General features: G+C 72.7%; 15 protein-coding genes. 3 read left to right on the top strand and 12 right to left on the bottom strand.

The features are described 5' to 3' along the window. Positions 1-147: 147 nt before the first annotated feature. The 9 genes from AC3A5R_RS10655 to AC3A5R_RS10615 form a co-directional block, all read right to left on the bottom strand. Positions 148-1,230 (bottom strand): hypothetical protein, encoded by a 1,083-nt coding sequence (locus AC3A5R_RS10655; protein WP_487620742.1) that lies wholly within the window; start codon positions 1,228-1,230, stop codon positions 148-150. Beyond that, positions 1,227-1,733: a SigE family RNA polymerase sigma factor gene (locus AC3A5R_RS10650; RefSeq protein WP_487620741.1), complete on the bottom strand. Its 507-nt coding sequence runs from the start codon at positions 1,731-1,733 to the stop codon at positions 1,227-1,229. The genes AC3A5R_RS10655 and AC3A5R_RS10650 overlap by 4 nt, the downstream gene beginning before the upstream one ends. 374 nt (positions 1,734-2,107) lie before the next feature. Further along, positions 2,108-4,204, bottom strand: coding sequence for a S8 family serine peptidase (locus AC3A5R_RS10645; protein WP_487620740.1), 2,097 nt, complete (start codon positions 4,202-4,204; stop codon positions 2,108-2,110). After that, complete coding sequence (locus AC3A5R_RS10640) at positions 4,201-6,174, bottom strand: copper resistance protein CopC (RefSeq protein ID WP_487620739.1); 1,974 nt, start codon at positions 6,172-6,174, stop codon at positions 4,201-4,203. The genes AC3A5R_RS10645 and AC3A5R_RS10640 overlap by 4 nt, the downstream gene beginning before the upstream one ends. 146 nt (positions 6,175-6,320) lie before the next feature. Continuing rightward, the gene (locus AC3A5R_RS10635) at positions 6,321-6,845 is read right to left on the bottom strand and encodes a hypothetical protein (RefSeq protein ID WP_487620738.1); all 525 of its coding nucleotides are present in this window, start codon (positions 6,843-6,845) and stop codon (positions 6,321-6,323) included. 55 nt (positions 6,846-6,900) lie between these two features. After that, the gene (locus AC3A5R_RS10630) at positions 6,901-9,834 is read right to left on the bottom strand and encodes a multicopper oxidase domain-containing protein (protein WP_487620737.1); all 2,934 of its coding nucleotides are present in this window, start codon (positions 9,832-9,834) and stop codon (positions 6,901-6,903) included. A 16-nt stretch (positions 9,835-9,850) separates the two neighbouring features. Continuing rightward, positions 9,851-11,173, bottom strand: a complete 1,323-nt coding sequence (locus AC3A5R_RS10625) for a multicopper oxidase domain-containing protein (RefSeq protein ID WP_487620736.1) — start codon at positions 11,171-11,173, stop codon at positions 9,851-9,853. A 3-nt stretch (positions 11,174-11,176) separates the two neighbouring features. Then, positions 11,177-12,640, bottom strand: coding sequence for a multicopper oxidase domain-containing protein (locus tag AC3A5R_RS10620; RefSeq protein ID WP_487620735.1), 1,464 nt, complete (start codon positions 12,638-12,640; stop codon positions 11,177-11,179). 62 nt (positions 12,641-12,702) lie between these two features. Continuing rightward, on the bottom strand, positions 12,703-18,747 hold the full coding sequence (locus AC3A5R_RS10615; protein WP_487620734.1) for a hypothetical protein: 6,045 nt from the start codon (positions 18,745-18,747) through the stop codon (positions 12,703-12,705). Between the two features lie 647 nt (positions 18,748-19,394). Between AC3A5R_RS10615 and AC3A5R_RS10610 the strand changes: the two genes are divergently transcribed. The 3 genes from AC3A5R_RS10610 to AC3A5R_RS10600 all read left to right on the top strand — a co-directional run bounded on the left by AC3A5R_RS10610 (position 19,395) and on the right by AC3A5R_RS10600 (position 23,760). Beyond that, the gene (locus AC3A5R_RS10610; RefSeq protein WP_487620733.1) at positions 19,395-21,629 is read left to right on the top strand and encodes a transglycosylase domain-containing protein; all 2,235 of its coding nucleotides are present in this window, start codon (positions 19,395-19,397) and stop codon (positions 21,627-21,629) included. A 10-nt stretch (positions 21,630-21,639) separates the two neighbouring features. Next, the gene (locus tag AC3A5R_RS10605) at positions 21,640-23,007 is read left to right on the top strand and encodes a glycosyltransferase 87 family protein (RefSeq protein ID WP_487620732.1); all 1,368 of its coding nucleotides are present in this window, start codon (positions 21,640-21,642) and stop codon (positions 23,005-23,007) included. Positions 23,008-23,097: 90 nt separating this feature from the next. Then, positions 23,098-23,760, top strand: a complete 663-nt coding sequence (locus AC3A5R_RS10600; protein ID WP_487620731.1) for a response regulator transcription factor — start codon at positions 23,098-23,100, stop codon at positions 23,758-23,760. 47 nt (positions 23,761-23,807) lie between these two features. On the opposite strand, the gene AC3A5R_RS10595 is transcribed toward AC3A5R_RS10600, so the two are convergent. From AC3A5R_RS10595 to AC3A5R_RS10585, 3 genes are read right to left on the bottom strand one after another with little or no spacing between them, the layout of a single operon-like run. Further along, a complete protein-coding gene (locus tag AC3A5R_RS10595) occupies positions 23,808-24,371 on the bottom strand; it encodes a hypothetical protein (RefSeq protein ID WP_487620730.1) in 564 nt (187 codons plus the stop codon). After that, positions 24,368-25,948: a hypothetical protein gene (locus AC3A5R_RS10590; protein ID WP_487620729.1), complete on the bottom strand. Its 1,581-nt coding sequence runs from the start codon at positions 25,946-25,948 to the stop codon at positions 24,368-24,370. Before AC3A5R_RS10590 ends, AC3A5R_RS10595 begins: the two co-directional genes overlap by 4 nt. After that, positions 25,945-26,238: a hypothetical protein gene (locus AC3A5R_RS10585; protein ID WP_487620728.1), complete on the bottom strand. Its 294-nt coding sequence runs from the start codon at positions 26,236-26,238 to the stop codon at positions 25,945-25,947. The genes AC3A5R_RS10590 and AC3A5R_RS10585 overlap by 4 nt, the downstream gene beginning before the upstream one ends. Between the last annotated feature and the right edge of the window lies 1 nt (position 26,239).

Raw genomic sequence — 26,239 nt, 5'->3', positions numbered from 1 at the left:
TCGAAAGAGCAGTTCGTCCGCGTCCTGCGCGACGGCTGGGTCGAGCGTCAGGGGACGAACTGCTCTTTCGATTCCGTCGTGCGCGACCGTTGGGTCGAGCGTCAGGGGACGAACTGCTCTTTCGATTGACGTGTGAGGGGCTTGGCGTCAGCGCTCCGGGACGTAGACGGCGACGAAGGCCGTGCCGAGCGGAGCATGGCCCTCGGTCCGGAGGCCGACGGTGCCGGCCCCCCGGGCCGGCTGCGGGATGGTCTGCCACCCGCCGCTCGTGGCCCCCGCCTCATGGTCCAGACCCGTGACGTACGTGGTGCCCGCGTTCGGAGAGGTGTCCGAGCCGGTCGAGCCGGCCGTCACGAGGAACGGCACGCCGGCCGGCGTCGCGAGGTGGGGCAGCGGCGTCGTCGCACCGGGGCCGGCCTGCATCGCGAAGAACCGGTACCGGTAGCCCTGGTGCTCCAGGACCGCGGGCAGCGACGCGACGGCCCGGCCGGACGCGTCGACGACGTCCTGCCGGGCACCCTGCTCGTACACGGCGCCGGTCAGCTGCACGCCGTCGACGGCTGCCGGCTTCTGCGTGCGGGCGTCGATGAGCTGGACCCGGAGCCTGGCGGTCTTGCCGACGACCAGCTCGGGCCATCCCTGGCCGGGCTCGCCCGGCGTGGCCCCACCGGGCGGCAGGTCGCGCTGGGCGGGTCGGCCGCCGGAGCACGTGCTGCCGAAGAAGCCGGTCGTGCCCTCGAAGCCCACCTTGACCATGTAGCGGACCGCCTGCTCCTGGGTCAGGCCCGGCAGGAAGCACTCCGCGCCGATGGAGGTGTGCGTCGTCGTCGGATCCCAGGCGATCGTGAACTGTCCCTGGCCGGCGTCGCCGATGACGCCGGCCGCGAGCGTGTCGTCGCCGACCCGGGCCCGGTAGCGCAGACCGTTCTTGACGACGTCACCGCTGGCGTCCGGGACGTCGCGGTACGGCATGCCGTCCGGGCCGATCATCGGGGCGGTGTTCGAGGCGGTGCCCGACCTGCCGGCAGGGACGGTCGGGCTCGGGCGCCCGATGTCGGTGAGGACGCCGACGGCCAGGGCGGTGACGGCGAGGGTGGCAGCGGCACCCGTGGCGGCGCGTCGGCGCTTCGTGCGGCGGACCCGGGCGGCGACGCCGGCGCGGAAGTCGGGGGCCGGGCCGAGGTCGTCGGCGTGGACGGTCAGCTCGTCACGCAGGTCGGTGAGGTTCATCGGGCACTCTCCTCGGCGGAGTCGGTTCGCAGGCTGGGGTCGATGCGGAGCTTGGCGAGCGCCCGGCTCGCCTGGCTCTTCACGGTGCCGACCGAGCACTGCATGATCTCGGCGGTCTCGGCCTCGGAGAGGTCCTCGTAGAACCGCAGCACGACGACGGCGCGCTGCCGCTTCGGCAGCCGCTCGAGCGCCCGCCACAGGTCGGTCCGGTCGTCGGCGCGGACGTCCTCGCCGCGTCGGGCGTCGTGGCGCTCGGGGAGGTCGGCGGTGGCCTCCTCGCCGTTCCAGCGGCGTCGCCACCAGCTCGAGTACGTGTTGACCATGATCCGGCGCACGTAGGCCTCGGGCCGGGTCTCGATGCGGGTCCAGGCGAACCAGGCCTTGGCGAGGGAGGTCTGCACGAGGTCCTCGGCGAGGCCGCGGTCGTGGGTCAGCAGGTAGGCGGTACGCAGCAGCGCGCTCGAACGCGCCTCGACGAAGGCGTCGAACTCCTGCCGGTCCACGGCGCCCCCTGTACGGCTCGTGAGTCGCGGTGGTGCGGCGTCGGTCCCGCCCGCGAGGTCCAGTGTGGTCGTCACACCCGGAACGACTGGCTGGACCCGCCGGGAGGTTGCACGCGAACTGCAGCGCTTCGTCGACGCCCTCCGGTCCGGTGGTCGCGGGTTCGGAGGGCGGGCCGGCACCGGCCGGAGCAGGCGGTCGGCCGACGCGCTCAGCGTTGCTCCTCCCCATGAGCCGCGTCCGAGAGGCGTCGTCCCGATCCGACCTCTGGCTCACCACGCGGAGCAATGCTGAGGGTGCCGCACGAGGGCGTCGGCACGCGGAGGAGGACGACGCCTCGTCCGTGATCGAGTGGTCCTGCGTGCGGTGCGGGCGGTCAGGCGACGACGAGCGTCAGGGTCACGCTGTGCGTCGCCCCACCTCCCGTGCCGGTCACCGTCACCGTGTACGTGCCCCGACGCGTCGTCGACGACGGCTTGATGTCGAGGCGCGAGGTGCCCGGCGCGGCGACCGGGTTGACGGTCCACGACGACGTCGCACCGGCCGGCAGGAGCGACCGCGACAGCGTGACCTTGCCGGTGAACCCGCCGGACGCCCCGACGGCCAGCGGGTAGCTCGCCGTCTGGCCTCGCTTGACGGTGCGTGACGTCGGCGAGGCCGACAGCGTGAAGTCAGGGGCGGCGGTGACGCCGAGCGTCACGGTCGCGGTGCGCGTCAGCCCGCCGCCGGCCGCCGTGACGGTCAGCGGGTAGGAGCCCGGCACGACGCCGGTGCCCGTGGTGACCGCCAGTGTCGAGCTCCAGGCGCCCGCCCCGAGCGTGACCGGCGAGAACGTGCCGGTCGCCCCCGGCGGCAGGCCCGTGACGGACAGGGACGTCGTGGAGGCGAAGCCGTCCGCGGGCGTCGCCGTCACGCCGAACGTCACGCCGCCGCCGGCGCGCGTAGACGCCGACCCCGGAGCGACCATCAGCGCGAGGTCGGGGGTGGGCGCGGGAGCGGTGGCGGCCCACGCGTCGGCAGCCGGCACGTCGACCCGCCCGGCGCCGTACCGGTCGTCGGCCCCGGCGGTGCCGAGGTCGTGGGCGGTCGCGACGAGGCCCTGCTCGAGCGTCGACGCGGCGAGGTCCGGGTGCGCGCCGAGCAGCAGCGCCAGCGCCCCGGTCACGTGCGGCGCGGCGACCGACGTGCCCGACGCGTACGTGTACGTGTCGTAGCGGTCGGCGACGAGCAGCGAGACGCCCGGGGCCACGACGTCCGGGAAGACGCGCGTGCGCCCGCCGCACGTCGATGGCCCCGAGCTCGAGCCCGACCAGATCGTGTCGGTGGCCGACACCGCACCGACCGACAGCGACTCGGGGTAGTTGGCCGGGCTGGCGCTCGTCGAGGCGGACGGGCCGAAGTTGCCGGCCGCGAAGACCGGCACGATGCCGGCAGCGCGCAGGGCGCGGACGTCCGGCTGGAAGGAGAGGTCGCACCCCGGCCCGGCGCCGAGGACCCACGACGCGTTGACGACGCGCGGTGCGTCGGCCGTCGACGGGTCGTGGTCGGGGTCGAGGACCCACTGGAAGGCCTGGTGGATCGCCGTGGCGCTCGCGGCGCCCCGGTCGTCGAACACGCGGGCCGCGATCCACGACGCCCCGGGCGCCATGCCGTAGGAGGTGCCGGCGCCGTCGCCGCCGACCACGAGGCCGGTGGTCGCGGTGCCGTGCCCGCTGGGGTCGACGGGCGTCGCGTGCTGGCCGTAGGGGTCGAACCAGCTGTTCGACCCGCCGCGCCACCGGGACGCCAGGTCGGGGTTGCTCGTGTCGACGCCGCTGTCGAGGGTCGCGACGACGACTCCCTGCCCGGTCTGGCCGGTGGCCCACAGCGTCGGCGCGCCGACGGCGGTGAGGTTGGGCTCGGCGGGCGCCGCGACCGGGGTCACGGTGATGGCGTCGGGGGTCACGCTCGCGACGTCCGGCCGCGCCGCGAGCTCGCGGACGGCCGCCGGCGAAGCGGTGACGGCGACGGCGTCGGTGACCCACAGCGGCGTCTCGGCGCTCACCTCACCGACGGCCGCCAGCGCGTGCAGCCGCGAACGCAGGGGGGCCTGGCTCGTGCTCGCGTGCCCGCGCAGCCGCTGCACGACGGCGGCCAGCCGGCGGTCGCGTGCCTGGGCCGGCAGGCCCGAGAGGTCGGCGCGGTCGCGGAGCGTGACCAGCACGCGGATGCGCCCCGATGCCGGCGTCGTCCCGAGGGCCCGGGCCAACGCCGCCGACACGGCGGTGGGCGCGGACGAGCTCGAGCCCGAGTCGCTATGGGCGCCACGGGGACTCGCGGTCGCCGGAGCGGCCAGCAGTGCGGCGACAAGCGCCGCGGCACCGAGGGCGGTTGCGCCGAGCGCTCCGGCGCGGGGCCGGGGAGCCGGGGTCGGCAGGTGAGCCGACGGGTGGCTGGACGGCTGGTTCAACGGGCGGTTCATCGGCTGGTTCATCGGGTCATCGCCTTCTCGAGGTGCTCGTCCTTGCTGCCCGGACCGGGACCGGCGCCACCGACTCCCGCGGGGGTTGACCAGGGGGAGGGGGAGTCGGTGGCGCGGGGTCGGCGCCGAACGGCGACGACGGTCGCGAGCGCGAGGAGCATCGCGACGGCCAGGCCGCTCGTGACGAGCTCGAGCGGAGTGACGGCCCCGGCCGCGGCGGTGGACCACGGGACGAGGACGACGGAGTCGGGGCGCCCCGACCGGTGAACGACCACGGCCGCGGTCCAGTCGGCGCTCGCGGGCACGGCGGCGGCACCCTCCCAACGTCCGGGTTCGACCGGGCGGAGGGTGACCGTGCCCGCCGGGGCGAGCCCCACCTCGACGCCGGAGGGCGGCGCGGGCAGCGGCCGGACGACTGCCTCGGTGCGCACGACGAGGCGCAGCTGCTCCCCGGTCGGGACGGCCTCGAAGGTGACGAAGAGTCCGTCGACGGTGGCGCTGTGGGGCGCGGTGACCGCTGCCGCGGCCTGCACCTCGCGCGCCGTGGGCACCGACGTCATGAGCGCGGCCACGGCGACCGCACCTGCCAGGACGAGGGCCTCGACGGTCACGGTCACGGCGAGCCGGCGCCGCCGCGGACGCCAGCCGGCACCGAGGTGCAGCACCCGGCCGACGCGGGCCGAGACCGCCGGGTTGACGAGCACCGTGTTGTAGCCCGCGAGGGCGAGTGCCACGACGACGAGGAGCAGCTTGGCGAGCACCCCCGTGCCGTAGACGCTGCGGGCGGCGGTGGAGACCGACTCGACGTGCCGCCCCGCCTCGTAGAGCCCCGTCCCGACGAGGACGACGGTGGAGGCGGCCGCGATCGGGCTGAAGGCCCGCCAGGCCCGCGGCGACACCGAGCGGCGGGTCGCGGCGTCGAGGCGCATGAGCGGCACCACCGTGACGACGAGGACGAGCAGTCCGCCGGCCCACACCCCCGCCGCCAGCACGTGCAGGGTCGCGGCGAGCGCGGCCGGCACCGAACGGGCCGGCAGCGTCGACGCGTGGCCGGCGAAGCCGTCGAGCGACGCGGCGACGACGAGCGCGCCGAGGGCCACCCGGGCCGGACGCGTCCAGCCGCGCGGTATCGGCGGGCCGTCAGCGGGCGTGTCGTCAGCGGCCGTGTCGGCCGTGTACCCCTCGGACGCCGACCGGCGGGTCGCGACGACGAGGCCGACGAGCCCGGCTGCGACGGCGAGCAGCCGCAGCACCCAGAGGAGGCCCCACGTGCTGCCGAGGAGGACCTCACGCACCGCGGACGTCAACGAGGCGCTCTGTCCGGGCGCACCGGCCGACGCGTCGAGGCCGGCCCGTGCGGTGAGCACCGGTACGGCGGCCGCGGCCGAGAGGGACACCGCCGCCCCGAGGGCCCCGAGCCGGAGCACTCGCCGCCGTAGCCGTGCACCGGTGGCCCCGAGCCCGGTGAGGACCCGGCCGGCGACGGCGAGGGCGCCGAGTGCGAGGAGGGTGCCGCCGAGGTCCGCGAGGCGGGCGAGGACCTGGGCAGGGTCGGGCACGGGCCCGGACGCCCCGGCCGGCACGCCGTCGGGCCGGAAACCGGCACCGAAGACCACGGTGCCGCGCGTCGCGTGGCCGTCGAGGGCCACGACCGACCAGGCGATCGTGTACGTGCCCCGCTCGAGCGGCGGGGTGCGCAGGTGGACGACGGCACCCGACGCGTCGAGCGTGGCGGTCGCCGGGACGGGCGGGGCCGACGCGTCGCTCGGCCGGACGGTGAAGGCGCTGCCGGAGGCGGACACGGGCTCGCCGAACCACAGCGTCAGGTTGGTGCGGCCGGTGGCGACCATGCCGCCGTTCGGCGGGTCGGAGCGCTCGAGGGCGCTGTGCGCCGACGCCGAGCCGGCGCCGGCGACCAGTGCGACGAGCACGAGCAGCGCTGCTGCGACGGCGGCCCGCAGGATGCCCGGCGCCTCCGTCACCCTGCTGCGCCGCGTCGGGAGGTTCGCGGTCGGCAGGGTGAGGAGGCGCCGGGTCGGCCTGCAGGACAGGGAAACCCACGGCGCGGGTGACGACGTGGTGGGGCGGGCGGCCCGCCGGGCAGCGGGCGCACGACGGGCCGCGGCGGTCATGCGCGGGCCACCACGTGCTCGAGGCGGACGTCCCCGACGATGACGGTCACCTTCGTGCCGTCACGCACCGCGTTCTGGGTGTTGGCCATCATGAAGAAGTACGTGCCGCCGAGCTTGAGGTCGGCCTTGTGGTTGTGGGGCCGCGACAGCATGACGAGCGTCGCGCCGGTGTCCTCGGCGACGAGGATCGGGCGCCGGTCGTCCTGGTGCAGCAGCAGGCTCGCCTTGTCGGGGTCGACGACCTGGTAGCGGAACTCGATCATCCCGCCCTGGGCCGTGACGCCGAGCAGGGAGAGGTTGACGCCCGTGGCCGCCGCGAACTCCTGCGCGTTGACGGCCCGGGTCCCCGAGCGCACGTCGTCCGCCGCCCGGACGGCCGCCCGCGTCCCGATGGCGATGCCGAGGGCGAGCAGGGCGACGACAACGAGGACGATGACCGCCCTGGCCCGTCGGCGTGGGCGGGCCCGACCGGGATCGGCGGAGTCGCGCGGGTCCGGTGCGGTGAGGGTGGGGGCGGTCATCGCCTCGCTCCTTCCGACGGGGCGCCGGCCCGGGGTGGCCGGCGCCCGTCTCGGGTCAGCGGATGTCGAACGCGTCGACGTCCAGGTTGGAGTTGGTCATGCCGTGCAGCGAGCCGTCGAAGTACGTGCTCCACGTCGTGCCCGTGCGGTGGATCACGTCCTCGTCGGCCGCGGTGCCGAGGCCGGTGACGACGGCGTCGGCGCTGAAGGACAGGTAGTAGTCCGTCGGGCTGACCCACGTGACGCCGTCGACGTTGGCGGTGGCCGGGATCCCGACCGTCGTCGCGTCGAGGACCCGCGTGTACGTGCTGTTGCCGTTCCAGCGGTAGACGTCGGCGTCGTCACCGGCCCCACCTGCTCCCGGCGGCGTCGTGTTCGTCGCGAGGGAGAGGTAGAGGGTGCCGCCGACGACGCTGATCGCGTCGACGTTGGCGGTGACGCCGCGGGCCGAGCCGTCGTAGAACAGCGTCCACGTCGTGCCGTTGCGGTAGAGCACGTCCTCGTCCTGGACCGTGCCGAAGCCGGTGACGTTCGTCGTGCCGGCGAACGAGACGTAGAAGTGCGTGTCGTCCACGCGGCTGTAGCCATCGACGTTGGCACTCGTCGGGACACCCATGGTGCTCAGGTCGTGCAGCCGCGAGTGGGCTGCGCCGTTGAACAGGTAGATGTCCGCGTCGTCGGCCGTGCCGGCCACCCCGGGCGGGTTCGTGTTGCCCGCGGTCGAGTAGCGCAGCTGGTGCGTGACGGTGACGGTGCGGGTCACGACGGCGCTCCAGTTGCCGGCGGCGTCGCGGACCCGGAAGGAGAGGGTCGTGGCGGCGTCCGGGAAGCCGGAGGTGTCGATGGTGCCGCTGATGGCGCCCGCCGCCGTGATCGTCAGCGCGGTGCCGTTGCCGGCGCCGGGGTCGGCGCCGCGGAACCACTCGACGTTCGTCAGCGCGGACCGGGCGTCGGTCGCGGTGCCGGACACCGTGATGGTGTTGGCTGCCGCGTTCGGCGTCGCCGTCAGGGTCGTGATCGACGGGGCGGTCTTGTCGACGTGCAGCACGACCTGGCCGGCCGCACCCCAGTTGCCGGCGGCGTCGCGCCCGCGGACCCACAGCGTGTGCGAGCCCTCGGTCATCTGGCGCACCGTGGCGAGCGGGATGTCGAGGTAGACGTTCTCCATCGGGCCCGACCACGCCCCGTCCGAGGCCTCGACCGGGATGCCGGAGCCGAGCGGCCCGAGCGTCTCGACGAAGGCCTCGCCGGCCACGACGGTGCTCTGCGCGGCGCCGACGGTCGACGCGGGATCGGTCAGGGTCGCCGACAGGCGCACCGACGGCGTCGCGCCGTTGACCGGCTGCAGGCCGTTGTTCGGGTCGGGGTCGACCGCGAGCGCCGACGCGGTGGGACCGGTCTTGTCGACGACGAGGGTCGCCGTCGCCGGGTCACCCCAGTTGCCGACCGAGTCCTGCGTGCGGACCGAGACCGTGTGGCTGCCCTCGGCGAGGAGGTTGACCGTGGCGGCCGGGATCGTGCCGGTCACGCTCGCCACCGGACCGGAGGTCGCGACGGTCATCGCGACGGCGGTGCCGCCGTCGATCGACAGCTCGGCCGCTCCGATGGCGTGCCCGCCCGAGGCGGAGTCGTTGCCGGTGGCGCTGACGGCCACGGCGACCGAGCCGTTGGTGCGGTCGGGTGCGAGCACGACGCCGCTCGTCGTCGGTCCGACGACGTCGTTGCCCGTGACGAGGACCGAGCTCCACGGACCCCAGCTCCCGCCGGCGTCCTGGCCGCGCACGTACAGGACGTGCTGGCCCGACGCGACGGCGACGGGAGCCGTGACGGTGACGGTCGGCGTCCCGAACGACCCGCTCATCGCGGTCGCGGTGGCCGCGACCGAGTCGAGCCGGTACTCGGCGGCGGCGACGCCGCTGCCTCCGGTCGTGACGTCGCTGACCGTCGCGGTCAGCGTGCCACCCGCCCACGCGACGCCGGTCGTGACCGGCCCCGCCGCGTCGGGGGCGGCGACGCCGGTCCCGGCCACGGCGACGACGGCGAGCATGCCGCCCGCGCCGGCCGTGTTCGAGTTGTGCAGCGTCAGGCTCGCCTCGTAGACGGCCAGCCGACGGTCGGTCGCGGTGGCCGGCAGGGTGACGATGGCGTCGGCGGTCTGCCCGGGACCGAACGTCTCGGCGACGTAGCTGCGCGAGATGTCGGTGGACCCGTTGCGCAGCTGGCTGCCGTCGACGCCGACGAGCCGCTGCGAGCCACCGAGGACGCCCATCGAGCGGTAGGAGAGCCCGGCGTTGACGTAGCGCAGGAGCAGCTTCTGCCCCGACGCCGCGGCGATCGGCGCGTTCTGCGGGTGCACCTTGCCGTTGACGGTGAAGTAGCGCGGCTTGAAGTTGCGGAGGTCGAACCCGCCCGGGTTCGCGCTGGCGTTGAGCGCCGGGTCGATCTCGCCGAGCACGACCGGGGCCGACGCGTCGAACGCCGTGCCGGCGTCGTCGTAGGCCTGGGCCGGGTTCGTGGCCCGGACGACGAGGGCCCCGTAGAGGCCCATGGCCACCTGGTGCTCGCTGTTCGGGGTGAGGCCCGCCTCGTAGAGGTAGGTGCCCGGGCGGTCCGCCGTGAACGTGTACGTGCGGGTGCCGCTCGGGATGCCCGTGGTGTCGGGCACGAGCGACTGGCCCCCGATGTGCAGGGCGGTGTTCTCCGGCAGCGTGTTGTGCAGGGTGATGGTCACCGTGTCGTGCTCGTCGACGGTGAGCACGGGACCGCCGGGAGCGGTCACCGTCGAGCCGTCCGAGCTGTAGCCCCAGACGGTCAGCGGGGAGGCGAGCCCGGGAAGGCTCGTCGAGCCGCTGACGGCCCAGAGGTCGATGGAGCGGTCGGCGGCGTGCGCCGAGCCCGCCGGGCCGAGCAGCAGCCAGGCCGCGGTGAGCAGGCCTCCGGTCGCGAGCGACCGGATCAGGACGCGCGGTGCGCGGGTGCGTGTCGTCATCGGATCCACCTCTTCCTCAACCGCACGTGTTCGGGGCCGGCGGTTCGATCCGCATGTACGTGATGGGACCGGTCATCGTCACGCCCCACGAGGTGATCTGGTACAGCGCGTGGTTGTGGCTGATGATGTAGTACTCGCCGCACTGGTTGAGGGTCTGCACCCCCGGCGGCAGGGCCTGCGTCGAGCCGAGGTACGGGCTGCCGCTGTAGAACGTGCCGACGACCTGGTTGGCGAGGCTCGGGACCGTCACGGTCACCGGGTTGCTCGGGCTGTAGCCCTCGGCGTCGAACCACTTGAAGAGCACGTCCCACGTCTGGCCGGGGCCGATGTTGATGGCGAACTTCTCCATCGACAGGTCCCCACCGGAGGGGCTCTTCAGCGGGTGGCCGTCACGGCCGACGACGAGCCCGTTGTTGCCGTGCGGGTGGAACGGGTAGTCCTCGCTGCCGACGCTGAGGTAGCGGGCCAGTCCGTTCAGCGGGTGCGTCACGGGGTCGTAGGGCTTGACCGTGGCGAGCGAGCCGTACGGCTGGTTGGGCAGCCACGACGCGCCGTTGTCGGCGATGCTGTCGGGGTAGCCGCGGCCGTTGATGAGCCAGTACCGCGCCTTGTAGTTGTTGAGGTTGAAGGTCTTGTGGGCCTCGGCCGCCTGGTGCTGGTAGGGGTCGATCTCCGAGAGCAGGACCATGAACTCCTCGGTCGGGTTGAACCGGCTGTCGGCGGAGTCGTAGGCGTAGTCGTCGCCGAGCGTCGGACGCACGATCAGTGCTCCGAACAGGCCCATCCGCACCTGCTTCTCCGGGTTGGTGCCCGACTCGTAGAGATAGGTGCCCGGGCGGGAGGCGGTGAACGTGTACGTCCTCGTGCCGGTCAGCGCGGCGGCGCCCGGCGCCAGGCTCGTCACGAGGCCGGTGCCGTCGACCTGCGGCTGCGAGGCGACCCCGTCGGCCCGGACGTCGTCCATGCCCGGGAAGACGATCGAGGTCGGGTCCTCGAGGGTGTTGTGGAGGATGACGGTGACCGTGTCGCCCTCGTGGACGCACAGCACCGGACCGGGGTGCTGGAACGGGTCGAACCCGCTCGAGTAGCCCCACATGTACGCGGTGTTGCCGTCCGGCAGGTCGATGTAGCCGGTGCGCGTCGTCAGGTCGAAGACCGGGTTGCCGGGTGCGGATCCGCCCGAGGTGCAGACGATCCCGTTGCGCGGCGGGGCGTCGGCCGTGGCCGGTGCGCCCTGGACGACCGCCGCACCGACCGCGCCGAGCGCGGTGACCGTGGCGGCGGCCAGCACGCGTCGCAGGGAGGCCCCGCGACGCCGGAGACGTGGTGTGAGGCTCATGGCTCAGTTCCCCCAGTCGTTCGGGTAGCTCTGCGGACCGACGCCGCTCGCGTACACCCGGATCTCGGTCGCCTGACCGCCGAACCCGCCCGGTGCGAGGTTGTTCGAGCGGTTGAACGCGCGGTTGTAGAGGTAGTACGTGTCGTAGGGCCCCGACCCCGTCTTCGGCGGGGCCGTGAACACGACGTCGTAGCTCTCGCCCGGGCCGATGTTGAGCGTCTCGGTCTCGTACGAGGTGTCGGTGCCGTCGCGGCCGCGCATCGGCGTCGCGTCGCGGCCGACGACCCGCATCCGGATGCCGCTCGTCGTCATGGCCGACTCGCGGAACCCGAGGTTGGCGAACCTCAGTGCCACCCGCTCGCCCGAGTTGCACCGCACGAGAGAGGAGTTCGGCTGGTACTGGAGGTCCGGGCGTCCGGTCGGAGGGATGAGGTCGCCGTTCGGGTCGAACGTGACGCCCGACTCGGTGTGGAAGGCGTTGACCGACGGGCCGTTCGGCTCGAGCGTGTCGGGGTAGACGCGTCCGTTGAGGAGCGCGAAGTCGGCCCGGTAGTCGCTCCACTCCGGCAGCTGGATGTGTGCGTCGGCCCAGTGCGCCTCGGCCCACACCTCCGACAGGAACATCGCGAACTCGCGGTCGTGGCCGGTCGAGCCGTCGCCGTCGTTGTAGAGGAACTTCGTGTACGTGCGGCCCTGGTAGGTCTTGCTCTGGCCGTCCTGCAGGGGCCGGACGAAGACGAGGCCCGTCATGCCCATGTGCACGTGCTCGACGTCCTCGACGTGGCAGTGGAACATGTACGTCCCGGGGTCCCGCGGGCGGTAGACGTAGGTGAACTCGCGCCCGGCCGGCACCGACACGGACCCCGTCGGCTCCCCGTCGAAGAACGGGATGACGTTGCGGAACCCGTGCCAGTGCAGGGTGTGGGCATCGAAGAGGTCGGGCCGCAGGGCGAGGCCGAGGTTGGTCAGCTGGACGCGGAACTCGTTGTGCGCGTTGGGGTCGTACTGGTCGACCCAGAAGAGCGGCGCCGAGTGCTGCGCCTTGTTCTTCTGCGCGAGCCGCTGCGTCGTCGTCATGCCGGTGACGTTGCGGAAGCCGAAGACGTAGGTCGTCAGGCCCGCCGGCGCGAGCGGGTCCGGGTGGTACGGCGGGATCGCCGGCGTCGGGGGCAGGTGGATCCAGCCGTCGGTGCCGGCGAGGTAGAGGTTCGCCGGCGCGTCGGCCGCGGAGGCCACCTGCTCGGGCGCGAGCACGCGCCCGCTCCAGGCGCCGACGCCGGCCACGAGGGCCGCGCCCCCGGCGAGGCCGAGGAACCGGCGCCGGCTGACGCCGTGTCCTGCCTCGGCGGCCCCGCCGGGAACGTCGCCGGTTCCGGCGGGTCCGGTGGGTCCGGTGGGTGCGGTGGCGAGGGTCGCCACCGCGTCGGGCGTGGGCACGCCCGGCTCGGTCGGGTGGAGCGTGTCCATGGTGTCCCCTTGTCGTGAAGGAGCGGTGAGCTGCAGGTGCGGCTCGGGGCCGGGGCGGCCGGTCATCGGACCGGCCCCCCGATCCCGGGAGCGGGGCGGGCGCCGGCGCGAGCCGCGGCGGCCGCGGGTGCGGTCGCACCCGTCGGCAGCGAGAACGCGTCGATGTCGTGGTCGGCCGCGGTGAGCCCGCGGGCGGTGCCGTCGAACCAGACCGACCACGTGCCGAGGGAGGTGGCGCTCCCGCTCTGCCAGAGAACGACGTCCTCGTCCTGGACGGTGAGCGAGCTGAGCCCGCCGGTGAGGATGAGGTTGTTCGTGCCGTCGAACGAGAGGTAGACGTGCGTGGCGTCCACGTACGTCGCCGCGTCCACGTGGGTCAGCGGCAGCACGCCGTGCACCGAGGCGTCCCAGACCCGTGCGTAGGCCGTGCCGTTCCAGCTGTAGAGGTCGTTGGCGTCGGTCGTGCCGCCGACCCCCGGCGGACGCTGTGCCCCGGCGGTGCCGAAGTACAGGACGCCGCCGCGGACCGTGATCGAGTCGACGTCGAGCTGGGCCGTGGTCATGCCGTGGGCGGTGCCGTTGAAGAACACCGACCAGGCGCTGCCGTTCCAGTAGACGACGTCCTCGTCCTGGACCGCCCCGAGGCCCGGGAGGGTCGTGTCGTTGCTGAACGAGGCGTAGAAGTGCGTCGCGTCGACCATCGACAGGCCGTCGAGGTTGGCCGCCGCGGGCACGCTGTACGGTGCCGCGGTCACGTCGATGCTCCGGCTGAACGTGTTCGACGGTGTGTTCCACGCGTAGACGTCGGCGTCGTCGGCGGTTCCCGTGACTCCCGGCGGGTTCGTGTTGCCGGTCGTCGAGAAGTAGAACGCCGGTGTCGAGGGCGGCGGCGTGACGGTGCCGCCCGGCGACTCGTCGGATCCTGCCTCGTAGCCGCCGTTCGACGGACGGCCGTCGCCGTCGATGTCGGTCGTCGGCATCGAGACACCACCGGCCGAGGCCGCGCCGAGGTTGCAGGCCGGCGAGGCCGACCCGGTCGCGCACGACGCCAGGTGGTAGTCGCCCATGAGGTCCGGCGGCTGTTCCACCGCGACGACGTTCGCGTCGACGAAGGCCGGGTTCTGGCGCCACGTCGCGAACGACACCGACAGGGCGTACGGCCGCACGACCTGCGGGTCGGTGAACCGGTTCGTGGCGCTCGTGGTGTACGGGTGCGACGCGTCCTGCTGGATCACCGAGCTGGTCGGCGCGAGCAGGCCCGTGCCGTCGGCGTTGCCGACCGCCCACTCGTCGACCGGCGAGGCGTCACCGGCCAGGCCGATGCCCGTCACGGTCGTGCCCGCACGGGTGCCGGCACGGTTGTCCCACAGGATGTTGTCGAACATCAGCGGCTGGCTGAAGACGGGCGAGCCCGCGGGCAGCGTCGCCTGCAGCTGGTCGCTGTTGGTCGCCGTCGAGACACCGGCCGGGGCCGGCAGCCCGTTGGACGTCACGGCGGTGGCCGTCGTGATGTTGCCCATGATCGTGTTGCCGTAGATCCGCACGTTCGGCGCGTCGTCGATGGCGATGCCGCCGCCCTCGTGCGTCGAGACGTTGTTCGCGATGACGTTGTTGTATACGTTCATCGGGAAGTTGCCCGACATGAGGAACCGGATGCCGCCGCCGTCGTCGTTGGCGAGGTTGCCCTGGATCTGGTTGTTGTTGATGGTGACCGCGCCGGAGCCGGGCGACAGCGTGGTCGGGTCGGCGGGCAGCTGGCCGGCGATCATGATGCCGGCACCCTCGTCGTTGGAGTTGTTGAGCGTGATCCGGTTGTGGTGCACCGAACCGCCCGGGCTGTAGCCGTAGACGCTGAGCCCGGCGCCGTACTCGAGGGTGAAGTTGCCGCAGATGTCGTTGCCGGCCACCTCGTAGCCGTCCGAGCCCGCGAAGAGCCCGATGGCCCCGGCGAGGTTGGTGCCGGCGTTCTGCACGATGCGGTTGTTCGCGATCCGGACGTGCTCGTTGTGCTGGTTGGTGTCGGGCGCCAGCAGGTCCGGCGTCCCGATGCGGATGGTGCCGTAGCCGCCGCCGTTGTTCTCGACGACGTTGTTCGTCACCTGCAGCTGGCGCACGTAGGCGTTGGCGAAGATCGCCCCGCCCTGCGTCACGATGTTCGGCGGCAAATTGGTCAGCTGCCCGGTGAGGTCGTTGAGGTTGCCCGGGAAGCCCTGCTGGTCGCCGCCGCGGATGTCGAACCCGTCGACGGCCGGCTTGAAGGCCGAGCCGGTGTCCGGGAACGTGTTCGCCTGGGCGAGCAGGTAGATGACCGCGCCGTCGTTGACGGCCTGGTTGCCGGCCCACGTCATGGCGTCGACGCGGGTGAACCAGTCGGTCGCGAGGTCGGTGTCGCCACCGAACGCGCTGCCGTCGATGATGGTGCCCTGGATGTGCGGGCTCGTCGGGGTCGACCCCTGGAACCCACCGGCACCGATGCCCTGGAGCTTGACCGGGGCCGACACCACGAGGTTCTCGTAGTAGGCGCCGCGCGGGTTCGTCACGGGCACAGCGGTGTTCGGGTACACGACCACGAGGTCGGTGCCGGGGCTGGTCCGTGCGTCGTCGAGCGCGTTCTGGATGGCGTGGCTGACGCCTGCCGTGCCGGTCTGGCTCGCCGTGCTCGCGGGGTTGTACCGCGCGTTCGAGGCGAGCGCGCCCGGGCCGACGGTGTAGACGTTCGGGCTGTACCCCGTGCCGAGCACGTGGAAGGTGATGCCGTTGACCGTCTTCATCCCGTTGGACGCGGTGATGACGAGCGTGTGCGGGCCGGCCGTGACGTTCGTGGCCGGGTTGGTGCCCACGGTCGGGATCGCCAGCTGGATCGTCGTGTCGCTCCAGGACTGGTAGGCGCTCGTCGGCAGCGCGACGCCGTCGAGGGTGACCGTGCCGGTGGTGCCCCGGGTGGCCCCGAAACCGAGTCCGTTGATGCTGACGTTGCGCGCCGTGCCGGTGTCGGTGCTGCGCACGAACGGCCTGGACACCGAGAACAGCTGCGGCTGCACCGGGTCGACCGGGCAGGACACGGTCGTCGGGCTCGTTCCCGGCGTGCCGATGCTGACGCCCACCTGGGTCGGCGCGAGGTCGGTCGGGATGGTCACCCCGGGCATCGCCTCGAACTCGGTCGCGATGGTGCGGAACCGCGGGTTGTAGTCCTGGTTGAGCGCGCCCGGCACGCCGGGGTCGTTGCCGACGAACCGGTACATGCCCGTGCAGACACCGGACGGCGTCGGGCAGGAGATGTGGTCGGTCGAGGGCATCAGGACGTCGTAGATGCCGTTGAAGTCCGAGTGCGCCGTGTAGACGAGCCGGTTGGTGAAGTCGTAGATGCCGACCGGGGCGTAGGGCACGCCGGCCTTGTCACCGAAGCCGGTCGTCCGCTTGTCGACGGAGAAGTTGAGGTCGTCGACGATGAGCCCGCGCATCCGCGAGGGCAGCGGCACGTCGGTGAAGACGTTGAACATCGGCACGATCGACTTGCCGTTGTTGAGGTCGACGAGCTTCTGGTCGCAGCGCGGCTTGGCCGTTCCCTCGTAGGGCGAGCCGCCCATGTCGACGAACGGGTTGTTCGACACCGGCGAGGACGCCGGCACGGTGACACCGGTGGGAAGGCCGTTGGTGCCGTCGCCGGTCTTGGCCGGGTAGCCGTCCGTGCCGTCGCCGGCGACGTCGACGGTGTGCAGGGAGCCGACGCACGCCGGCGGCGGCACCTGCGGCACGACGGTGTCGCCGCGGGCGATGTTGATGTCCTCCTCGGAGGTCACCGAGTACATCGGGTTGCCGCTCTGGTCGTTCGGCAGGTCGATCTGCACGAGGTAGCTGTGGCCGCCCGGCAGCGCGGTGAACGTGTTGTTGCCGGAGGTGTCCGTGCACGTCGGGTTGGCCGGGTCGGACGCGTCGAGCGTGCCGGTGAAGCATCCGTCGCCGAAGCCGTAGTTGCCGTCGACGGCGGCGCCGAAGTTGGCGTCCGGCGTGCCCTGGTCGGTGGCGTACGGCCCGACCTGGACGCCCTGCACGAGGGCCGCGAGGCACTCGCCGGTGGTCGCCTGGTCCGGCACGAGGACGTCCTCGTCGGCCGGGTGCGCGAAGGGCTTGCCGTCGGCGTCTCGGGCGACGCAGCCGGTGGGCCGGCTCCACGACTCGGACAGGTAGGTGTTGAGCAGCTTGCCCTGCTTGTACGAGCCGTCGGCGGCCAGCGCGTACGTGTCGGTCGAGTCGCAGGGCAGCGAGCCGTCGGCCGGGCAGTCCACGGTGTCGTAGAGCTTGACCGGGACGTTCGGGACGCCCGGCTGCCAGTCCTCGGCCGCCGCGTACTGCGGGTCCAGCTCGTTGCGGGTCGTGTCGTAGCTGATCGACCCGACGATGCCGCCGTTGCGCGGGCCGCCCTTGGTGCCGGCCGCGTCGTACTTCTGCACGCCCCAGTCGACGGTGCCGGACAGGCCGATGATCGGCAGCAGGCTGACGTCGACGCCCGAGCCCTTGACCGTCGTCGGCGTCGGCTGGTTGTCGGCCTGGTAGGTGACGCCGGTCGTGTAGAAGGAGTCGGAGTAGGCCTCGAGGATGAACCACTCGGCCAGCGGGTAGCCACTCTCGAAGCGGTAGTAGCCGGTGCTGTCGGTGGACACCGCGTTCGAGCCGCGGTCCATGAGCGAGTTGTCCTTCTTGCGCAGCGTCAGCGGGAACTGGGCCACGCCCTGCTCACCCGGGTCGCGCTTGCCGTTCTTGTTGTCGTCGAGGAAGACGTGGCCGGTGACCTCGGTCCACCATCCGTTGATCGGCAGCTGCTTCATGTCGACGGCCTTGCCGCCGGACACGGTGACGTTGACGAGCATGAGGATGTAGTCCTGCGGCTCGTCCCACCACGTCAGCTGGTAGGTGCCGTCGGGCACGTGCGGGATGGTGAAGCTGCCGTCGTTGTTGCCGCGGCCCACCCACACCGCCTGGTCGCCGTTGTCGAGGTCGTTGAGGGAGAGCACCGGGTTCGCGATCGGCTTGTCGAGCTTGCTGCCCGTCATGCCGTTGTAGAGGTTGAAGCTGCCACCCACGGGCGGGTAGTACTGCTTGGCCGCCACGACGACGCCGGTGATCGAGCCGGACGCGGTGCTGCCGAGGCTGTTGTGCGGGTGCACGAAGCCGAACTGCGGCGTCGGGACCGGCTCGCCGGCCACGGTGAACTCGGTGTCGTAGCCGGTCGAGCCCTCCATGAGCCAGGTGTCCCAGTCGTGGTTGCCCTCGAGGGTCGTCGTCTGGATCCAGTCGGTCCCGTCCGGCGGCGTGATCGTCGTCGTGTAGCGGTTGGTGCCGAGGTGCGGCACCGCGACCATGCCGGTCGAGTCGCTGAAGCACTTGCCGCCGACGGTGTCGACGATGGGCAGGCCGTCGGCGTCACGGGACGTGCTGTTCCACGGGATCATGTGAGTGTCGGGGTTCTCGCCGACGTACGTCGTGCACAGCGGGTTGCCGTAGATGTCGGTCGTGACCTCGCCGAGCGTGTCGTTGATGTGCGCCTGGAAGCCGGCGAGGCCGTCCTCGCCGTTGTCGATGGCGCCGTTGGTCGAGGCCTCGTCCTTGAAGACGTAGGCCCGCAGGGTGGCGTCGGGCAGCGGGTCCGGCTGGACGCCGATGTCGACCGTGCCGTTGTCGCTCGGCACGCTGAAGTGCGCGCCGTCGATCTTGTAGCCGTCGGCGAGCACGGTCACGAGGTAGTTGCCGTCCGGCAGGGTGAGCGAGGCGTCGTTCGCGAAGTCGGCGCTCGTGCCCTGGCGGTAGATCGGGGCCGCGCCCGGGTCCTCGAGGATCGAGGGCCACGTGCAGCTGGCCGGGTAGCCCGCGTCCTCGGCGGAGCAGCCGGAGCCCGGCTGAGGGCCACCAGCGGGGTCGCTCTTGCCGCTGTTGTCGACGTTGATCATGTAGCGGAAGTCGGGCACCGGACTGCCCTCGGTGACGGGTGGGGTCGCGTGCGCCTCGCTCCGGGCCGCGTGCAGCTGCACGTGGACGGCGTTCGTGGCCGCGTGCGCGGGGACCGCCGCGAGCAGGGGCACGGACACGAGCGTGCCGACCGCGAGTGCCATCGCACCAACGGCCGACACCACGCGTCGTGCTGGGCCGCCGCGCAGGCCGCGTGGACCACCTCGTCCACGCGGTCGGACGCGACGGCGTCCGGCGTGCCGGGCGCGTGCGCCGACGGTCCGGGCGCGCCGGGAGGTCGGCGTCGTGCCGTCCGTCCCCTGCGTGCCGATGGTCGCAACCTGGCCGTGTTCGTCCATCCGACTCACCTCTGCCCTCCGAGCACCCGCCCCGGGCGCTCGCCTACGGGTCATGTCACCGCCCGGCGCAGGCGGCGCAGCCCGGAACCCGGCGGGCCGTCAGCGATCCGTGTGGGCTGTGTCACCGCGGCGTCAGGCGCGGCGTCACGATGCGTCAGGTGGGGGTCAGCGACGCCTCACCCCGCCGTCAGGAACCCGTCAGGTGGGCGGACGGGTGGGCGGACGGGGTGGGCGGACGGGGTGGACGCGTCGGGGGCCGTGCGGTGCACGCGCGAGGGTGGGTGCGGGTGGGCGGGTACGTCTGTCGCAGGACCTCGGGAGCACCGGTGGACAGCCTGTGCAGCCTCTGTGAGGCTCGCCCTCTCGTTTGGGTTTCCGGCGGCGCGTCGCGTCATACTGATGAGCGGCCCGGGGCGGAAGCCCGGGCCACATCGCTGAAACGGAGTGGATGAGTGAGTCAGAGCAGGCACGAGGTCCGTGCCGCCCAGCTGTCGGCCACCAAGGCCGGCGGGCGTGGTGGCGGTGGTCGGAGCAGCGGCGCTGACGGCGGACGCACCGGCTGGAAGAAGTGGGTGGTCGGAACCCTCAAGTGGGGCTCGATCGCCGGCGCCGTGCTGTTCGTGCTCGGGGTCGTGGGCGCCTTCATCGCCTACAACAAGATCACCATCCCGGCCGCGAACGAGATCGCCAACCGACAGGTGTCGATCGTCTACTACAGCGACGGCAAGACCGAGATGGACCGCATCTCCTCCCAGGACGGCAACCGCGAGTCGGTCAAGCTCGCCCAGGTGCCGAAGTTCGTCCAGGAGGCGCACATCGCCGCCGAGGACCGCACCTTCTACGCCAACAACGGCATCTCCGTCGGCGGCATCCTCCGCGCCGTCAAGACGAGCGTCACCGGCGAGGCCCAGGTCGGTGGCTCGACCATCACCCAGCAGTACGTCAAGAACTACTTCCTGACCCAGGACCGCACGATCAGCCGCAAGGCCCGCGAGATCCTCCTCGCCATCAAGATCGACGGCCAGCGCAGCAAGTCCCAGATCCTCGAGGACTACCTCAACACCATCTACTACGGCCGCGGCGCGTACGGCATCCAGTCCGGCGCCAAGGCCTACTTCGGCAAGGACGTCGGCAAGCTCACCGTCCAGGAGGGCGCGGTGCTCGCCGCCATCATCAACGCGCCCTCGCTCTACGACCCTGCCAACGGCGCGAAGGCGAAGGCCAACCTGCAGCAGCGCGTCGGCTACGTCCTCGACGGCATGGTCACCGAGGGCTGGCTCAGCCAGGCCGAGCGCGCCAAGTACACCGGTCTGCCGAAGATCCTGCCGTTCAAGCCGAACCAGTTCTCCGCCGGCCCGAACGGCTTCATCACCGCCCAGGTCAAGCGCGAGCTCATCGCCAAGGGCCTGACCGAGCAGGACATCGACCAGGGCGGTCTGCGCATCACGACGACGATCGACAAGAAGGCTCAGGGGGCCGCGATCCAGGCGATGCAGGACAACCTCCCCAAGAAGGTCCAGGGCGGCCTCGTGGCGATCAAGCCCGGCGACGGCGCGGTGCTCGCGATGTACGGCGGCGCCGACTACCGCAAGAACCAGTTCAACTCGGCGACGCAGGCGATCATGCAGGGTGCCTCCAACTTCAAGCCGTTCGCCGTGCTGGCGGCGGTCCGCGACGGCATCTCGACGAAGACGAAGTTCGACGGCGACCAGCCGCAGGACATCGCCGGCACGACGATCACGAACTTCGGTGACCGCTCCTACGGCATGGTCGACATGCGCCGGATGATCGGCCGCTCGATCAACACGGCCTTCGTCAACCTCAACAACACGATCACCCCGAAGCTGACGCGCCAGGCGGCCATCGACGCCGGCATCCCGGAGCGGACGCTCGGCCTCGACACCACGCTGACCAACGTCCTCGGGACCGCCTCGCCGCACGTCATCGACATGGCGAGCGCGTACTCGACGATCGCAGGGCAGGGCGTCCGGTCCAAGCCGTACTTCATCAAGAAGGTCACCTCGACGACGAGCGACTTCAGCTACCAGGCCAAGCCGGAGACGCGTCGGGCCTTCGACAAGGACGTCACGGCCGACGTCACCGACGCCATGACCTACACCGTCAAGGACGGCGGCACGGCGACGAAGCTGCAGCGGCTGAACCGCCCGATCGCCGGCAAGACCGGTACGTCGTCCTACGCCAAGTCGATCTGGTTCTCCGGCTTCGTGCCGCAGCTGGCCGTCTCGATCGGCATGTACAAGCCCGACGCCAACGGCAGCCCGCAGCAGCTGACCAGCTCCGAGGACACCAACCTCACCGGCGGCACGGTCCCGGCCGACGTCTTCTACGACTTCATGAAGATCGTCATGGACGGCGTCCCGGTCCAGGACTTCCCGCCGCGGGCGGGAGTGGGTGACGACAAGGTCCCGACGCCGACGACGACGACCACCCCGACGCCGACGACGACGACCACGACGACCACCCAGGCCCCGACCACGACGACCGAGACGCCGACGCCGACGAAGACGAAGGGCACCGGCAAGCCGACGCCCACCGTTCCTCCGACCGGCACCGGCACGTTCACGCTGCCCTTCCCGTCACCCTCGCAGACCGGTCCCGGCGGCGGCGGCGGGGGTGGGGGCGGCGGTGGCGGCGGCGGTGGCGGCGGTGGCGGTGCCGGCGGGTGACGTCCCGGTGATGCGCGTCTCCGCCCGCCGTGACGACCCGGTCGTCACGGCGGCGTCGGAGGTCATCGGCGGACCTCGCGGCCGCTACGCCACGGGTCGCGAGCTGCCCTGGGTCCTCACCGCGTCCATCCTCTCCGCGCTCACCGCGGTGACCGCCGGGCTCGGCATCCTGCTGCGGGCGCCGTGCCTGCGCACCGGCTTCACCGGCGACACCCAGTTCTGGAGCGCCTGCTACGCCGACCTGCCCAACGCCTACCGCGACGGCAACGTCAAGGCGGGGCTGGCCGCCTTCCTCCAGGGTGGGTCCCAGGCCCCGACCACCGGCCAGCCGCCCCTGACCGGCCTGGCCCTGACCGCCGTCGCGAGCCTCGTGCCCGACGACGGGTCGCTGCGCACCCGCGCCGCCTGGTACTTCGCGCTGTGGTCGGTGCTGCTGACGCTGCTGCTGCTCGTCGTCGTGTGGTGCGTGGCGTCCTCGGCGTTCTCGGCGTGGTCGGCCGCGCACGTCGCGCTGTCGCCCGTCGCGGCCCTCGTCGGGTTCGTCTCCGCCGACCTGCTCGGCGTCGCGCTCGCGAGCGCCGGCCTCTGGGCGTGGTCGCGCCGCCGTCCGACGCTCGCGGGCGTGCTGCTCGGTGCGGCGATCGCCGCGCGCAGCTACCCCGTGCTCCTCGTCATCGCGATCGGGCTGCTGTGCCTGCGCTCCGGCCGGATGCGCGCCTTCGGCCGCCTCGCGCTCTACACGTTCCTCACCTTCGGCGGCATCCTGTCGCTCGTCTCCTTCCTCAACCCGGCCGCGGCCGCGTCGGCCTACCTCGGGTGGTCCTCCGCGCCGGCCGGCTACGGCTCGCCGTGGCTGCTGCCCCAGCTGGCCGGGCACGCGATGCCCGACGGCGTCGTCACCGCCCTCGCGGCCGTCGGGTGGCTGCTGGCCCTGCTCGCCGGTGCGGTGCTCGCGCTCGCCTCCGCCCGCCGGCCCACCGTGGCCGAGGTGTCGCTCGTCATGGTCGGCATCGTCCTCGTCACCGGCAAGTCGTTCACGGTGCAGAGCTCGCTGTGGTTGCTGCCGCTCATCGCGTGGTGCGCGCTGCAGTGGCGCGACCACCTGCTGTGGGCCGGCGCCGAGGCGATGAACTTCGTCGCCGTGTGGCTGACGATCGCGGCCACCACCGTGCCCGACCGCGGCCTCCCGCCGGCCTGGTACGCCTTCTTCTCGATGCTGCGCGTCGTCGCGGTGCTGTGGCTCGTCGCCGTCGCGTGGCTGCGGGCCCGCGACCGCTGGGGGCGTCGCGGCACGGCCGACGACCCGGCGCCCGAGCACGACGACCTCGCCGGCCCGATGACCGGCGCCGAGGACCGGCTCATCGTCCGCTTCGCCTGACGCGGGGAGCCGGTACGGCTGCTCGTTGCGCGGGACACCTCCTCGTGCAATGTCGCCGGAGTGGCGAACTGCCGACCGCACCATGGGCGCGTGGATGACGCAACCACCGTCCGCCTCGTCCTCGTCGACGACCAGCCCGCCGTGCTGCACGGCGTGCCGAGCATGCTCGCGCTGGGAGGCATCGACCTCGTCGTCGTGGCGGCCGGCCCCTCGGTCGGCATCATCGGCGAGCTGCAGCCCGACGGCGTCGACGTCGTGCTGCTGGAGCTCGTCGACGCCGACCCAGAGCCGGAGGCCGCGGTGGCGGCGTTGGTCGAACGCGGCTTCCGGGTCCTGGTGTTCACGCGCGAACGCCGACGCGGCATCCTGCGCCGATGCGTCCAGGCGGGAGTAGCGGGCATCGTGCCGAAGAGCGCCGGTGCCGAGAGGCTCGCGGAGGCGGTCAAGGCCGTGGTGGGCACCGGGGCGCCCACGGCGCTGCCGCTGGCGGACCTGCTCGTCACCGCCCCATCCTGGGACGGGCCGACGCTGACGGGCCGGGAAGCGGAGGTGCTTCGCCTGTACGTCTCTGGGCTGGCCCTCAAGTCGGTGGCACGGCGTCTCGGCATCTCCTACGACACCGCGCGCGAGTACCTGATCCGGGTCCGCACGAAGTACGCCGCCCTGGGCCACCCCGCCTCGACGCGGTCAGAGCTGTACTTCCACGCCGTCGAGGACGGCTTCGTGCCGCTGGGCCGTCCGGTCGCGGGGTAGGTGCCTGGCCCGCTCCGGGGCCTGCCCAGGGCCGGCTCAGGGCCGGCTCAGGCCTGGCTCGAGGAGAAGAGCACGGTGCTGCCGATGGCGTCGAACATCGGCAGCAGCTCGTCCAGGTAGGCGACGCTCAGGGTCTCGAAGTGCAGGAGCCCGACTGTGCCCCGGTCGAGGGGGACGGCGTAACGGGCGACGGCCATGACCGGTGCCGCCGCCGGTGTGGCCAGCTCGACCGCGGCGCGGAGGAGCGTCGAACGCAGAACAGGTCCGTTTCGGGCTGGAACGGTCACGACCAGAGCCTCGGAACCGTCGTAGGGGCCGCTGCGCAGCAGCGCCTCGAGCTCCTCCGGGCCCGCGACCGTGAGCGACTCGACCGACACGGCGCAGACGGCCGCCACCATCGCGGCGTCGGCGGGGACCGCGTGGGCGAAGGCGGCGACGGCGTCGACCCCGGCCCGCCGAAAGGCCCGCACCAGCGGTGTCAGGGCTGCGTCGACGCCGCGCCGCAGCGTGTCGTCCGTGACAGCGTCGGTCAGGGAGCGGACCGACGCGGTCGGGTCCGAGGTGGTCACGGCCGACCACGTCGGCGGGAAGGTCACCGTCATCCCGGTCATGCACCACCACCGTCCTGAGCGGGCTCCGGTGAGGCCGCTTCGCGCCGGAGCCAGTGGGTTGCGGCTCCGGCGATCGCATCGGGGACGGCCTCGCCGTCACCTGCCACGAGATGGCCGACCACCTCGACCGTGCCGTCGGCGGCGTCGTGCACCGCGTCCTCGAGCGCCGACGCCGACACGGCGTGGTCGCCCAGGACGTCGTGCGGCACCGGCGACGCCGCGAGGTTGCCGGGGAGGAACTGTCCCGGCCCGATGCGACCGTCCGCGAGGAGGGACCGCAGCATCCGCGTGCCGCTGTTGGCCCGGGCCGCCTCCTCGACCGTCGAGGGGAGGATCCGGAGCGTCGTGGCGCCCTCCACGGTGATCGAGGACGAGAGCGCCGCGGACGTCTCGGCGATGGAGGCCGCCACCGCCGGGTTCCGGTTGGCCCGCGACAGGGCGCCTCGCACCGCCGCGCCGCCGCCCCACGCCAGGCCGGCCGTGACCGAATGTGACAGGAGTGCCTCGCCACCGCTGCCAGCGCCGTGCAGCGTGGTCGTTCCTCCCACGTCCACGACGACGGCAGCGGCCTCCAGACCTCGCGCCGCTCGCACGAGGCCTCCGAACGCCGTCGCCGAGGCGAGCACCCCCAGGCCGGTGACGACTGCGTCCAAGGCGTCGTCAGGTGTTGCGTCCGGGTCGGCGGCCAGGTCGAGCAGGCGGACACCGAGGGCGACGCCGCCGAGGACCAGTCCGAGCGGCACGAACACCTCGGGAGCCACGAGCGAGGCCACCTGGCACAGTGAGGCGCCCAGCTCGAGCGACTCCACGAGTACGGGCCCGTACGTGACGATGGCGGTCCGCCCGTCCTCGGCCCAACGCTGCCACGCCTGGGGCAGGTGACCGGCCTTCTCCGCGGTCCCCAGCCTGGCGACGGCCTGCCCGGCGGCCGCGGCGATCCGGTGGCGGATCGCGTCGGCGCGTCGGCGCTGCTCGCTCAACAGCTGGCGAGCCTCCTCCTCCGCGCCCTCGTGGCGCCGGACGTCGCCCTGCGCCGCCGCGAGGTCGCGTTCGGCGGCCGCGAGTCGTCCCCGGGCCTGCGTGAGCTCGCTTCGGGCCGCGTTCTGAGCGGTGGGGTCGGTCGCCGAGGCCACACGGTGCACACCGGAACGGACCGACTCCGCGGCACTGTTCCGCCGCGAGGACAGGGCTCCGGCCACCTCACGCCCCTGTCGAGACGCCCGTGCGTGGGCCTCGGCCCGCGCCTCGGCCTCGAGCGCGGCCGCGAGGACGGCGCGCGCCTGGCGCTGCTCGACCTGCAGGACCACGAGGTAGCCCCGGACGGCGTCTGCCGCCTGCTGGTGGCTCTGCGCGGCCGACCGCAGGTCGGGCGGCAACGTGTGGAGGGTCTCGCGGAAGCGCTCGGCGGCCCGGCCCCGCCACTCGTGGGCTCCGAGCCGGTCGGAGCTCGCGGTCAGGTCCGCGGTGATACGGCCCACCTCCGTGGCGACGCGGTCCAGAGCTTTCGCGACACGCTCGATGGACTCGGGACGTCCGGGTGCGGGGTCGCCGCCGAGCAGTTCCCACTGCTCTGTCATGTGCCCTGCTCCTTGCGCTGGGTCTCTTCGACGAGCAGGTAGTTGGCCATGGCCTGGTTCAACCGGTCCGACAGGTCGACCAGCTCGTCGCCCAGTCGCTCCGCCTGCCATCGCCACGCCTCGACGAAGCCGCGTGTCGCCCGACCCAGGCGCTCGTCCCCGAACTCGGCCAGGTCGAGCGACCGCGCCTCACCCCACGCCAGGTCCAGGTCGCCGGCGAGCACGACCAGCCGACGTGCCAGGTCGCGGCCGCGCTCGGGGTCGACCGTGAACCCCATGGGCGTGGACATG

The sequence above is a fragment of the Intrasporangium sp. Soil_C_50 genome, assembly GCF_057656595.1.
The sequence above is the reverse complement of the archived record's forward strand: the minus strand, read 5'-3'. Positions and strand labels throughout refer to the sequence as shown.

What these genes read in the sequence shown, in the direction of transcription:
- AC3A5R_RS10655 (WP_487620742.1), bottom strand. Translation starts at nt 1,230, where the DNA reads ATGAACCTCACCGACCTGCGTGACGAGCTGACCGTCCACGCCGACGAC.
- AC3A5R_RS10645 (WP_487620740.1), bottom strand. Translation starts at nt 4,204, where the DNA reads ATGAACCAGCCGATGAACCGCCCGTTGAACCAGCCGTCCAGCCACCCG.
- AC3A5R_RS10635 (WP_487620738.1), bottom strand. Translation starts at nt 6,845, where the DNA reads ATGACCGCCCCCACCCTCACCGCACCGGACCCGCGCGACTCCGCCGAT.
- AC3A5R_RS10630 (WP_487620737.1), bottom strand. Translation starts at nt 9,834, where the DNA reads ATGACGACACGCACCCGCGCACCGCGCGTCCTGATCCGGTCGCTCGCG.
- AC3A5R_RS10625 (WP_487620736.1), bottom strand. Translation starts at nt 11,173, where the DNA reads ATGAGCCTCACACCACGTCTCCGGCGTCGCGGGGCCTCCCTGCGACGC.
- AC3A5R_RS10620 (WP_487620735.1), bottom strand. Translation starts at nt 12,640, where the DNA reads ATGGACACGCTCCACCCGACCGAGCCGGGCGTGCCCACGCCCGACGCG.
- AC3A5R_RS10615 (WP_487620734.1), bottom strand. Translation starts at nt 18,747, where the DNA reads ATGGCACTCGCGGTCGGCACGCTCGTGTCCGTGCCCCTGCTCGCGGCG.
- AC3A5R_RS10605 (WP_487620732.1), top strand. Translation starts at nt 21,640, where the DNA reads ATGCGCGTCTCCGCCCGCCGTGACGACCCGGTCGTCACGGCGGCGTCG.
- AC3A5R_RS10595 (WP_487620730.1), bottom strand. Translation starts at nt 24,371, where the DNA reads ATGACCGGGATGACGGTGACCTTCCCGCCGACGTGGTCGGCCGTGACC.
- AC3A5R_RS10590 (WP_487620729.1), bottom strand. Translation starts at nt 25,948, where the DNA reads ATGACAGAGCAGTGGGAACTGCTCGGCGGCGACCCCGCACCCGGACGT.
- AC3A5R_RS10585 (WP_487620728.1), bottom strand. Translation starts at nt 26,238, where the DNA reads ATGTCCACGCCCATGGGGTTCACGGTCGACCCCGAGCGCGGCCGCGAC.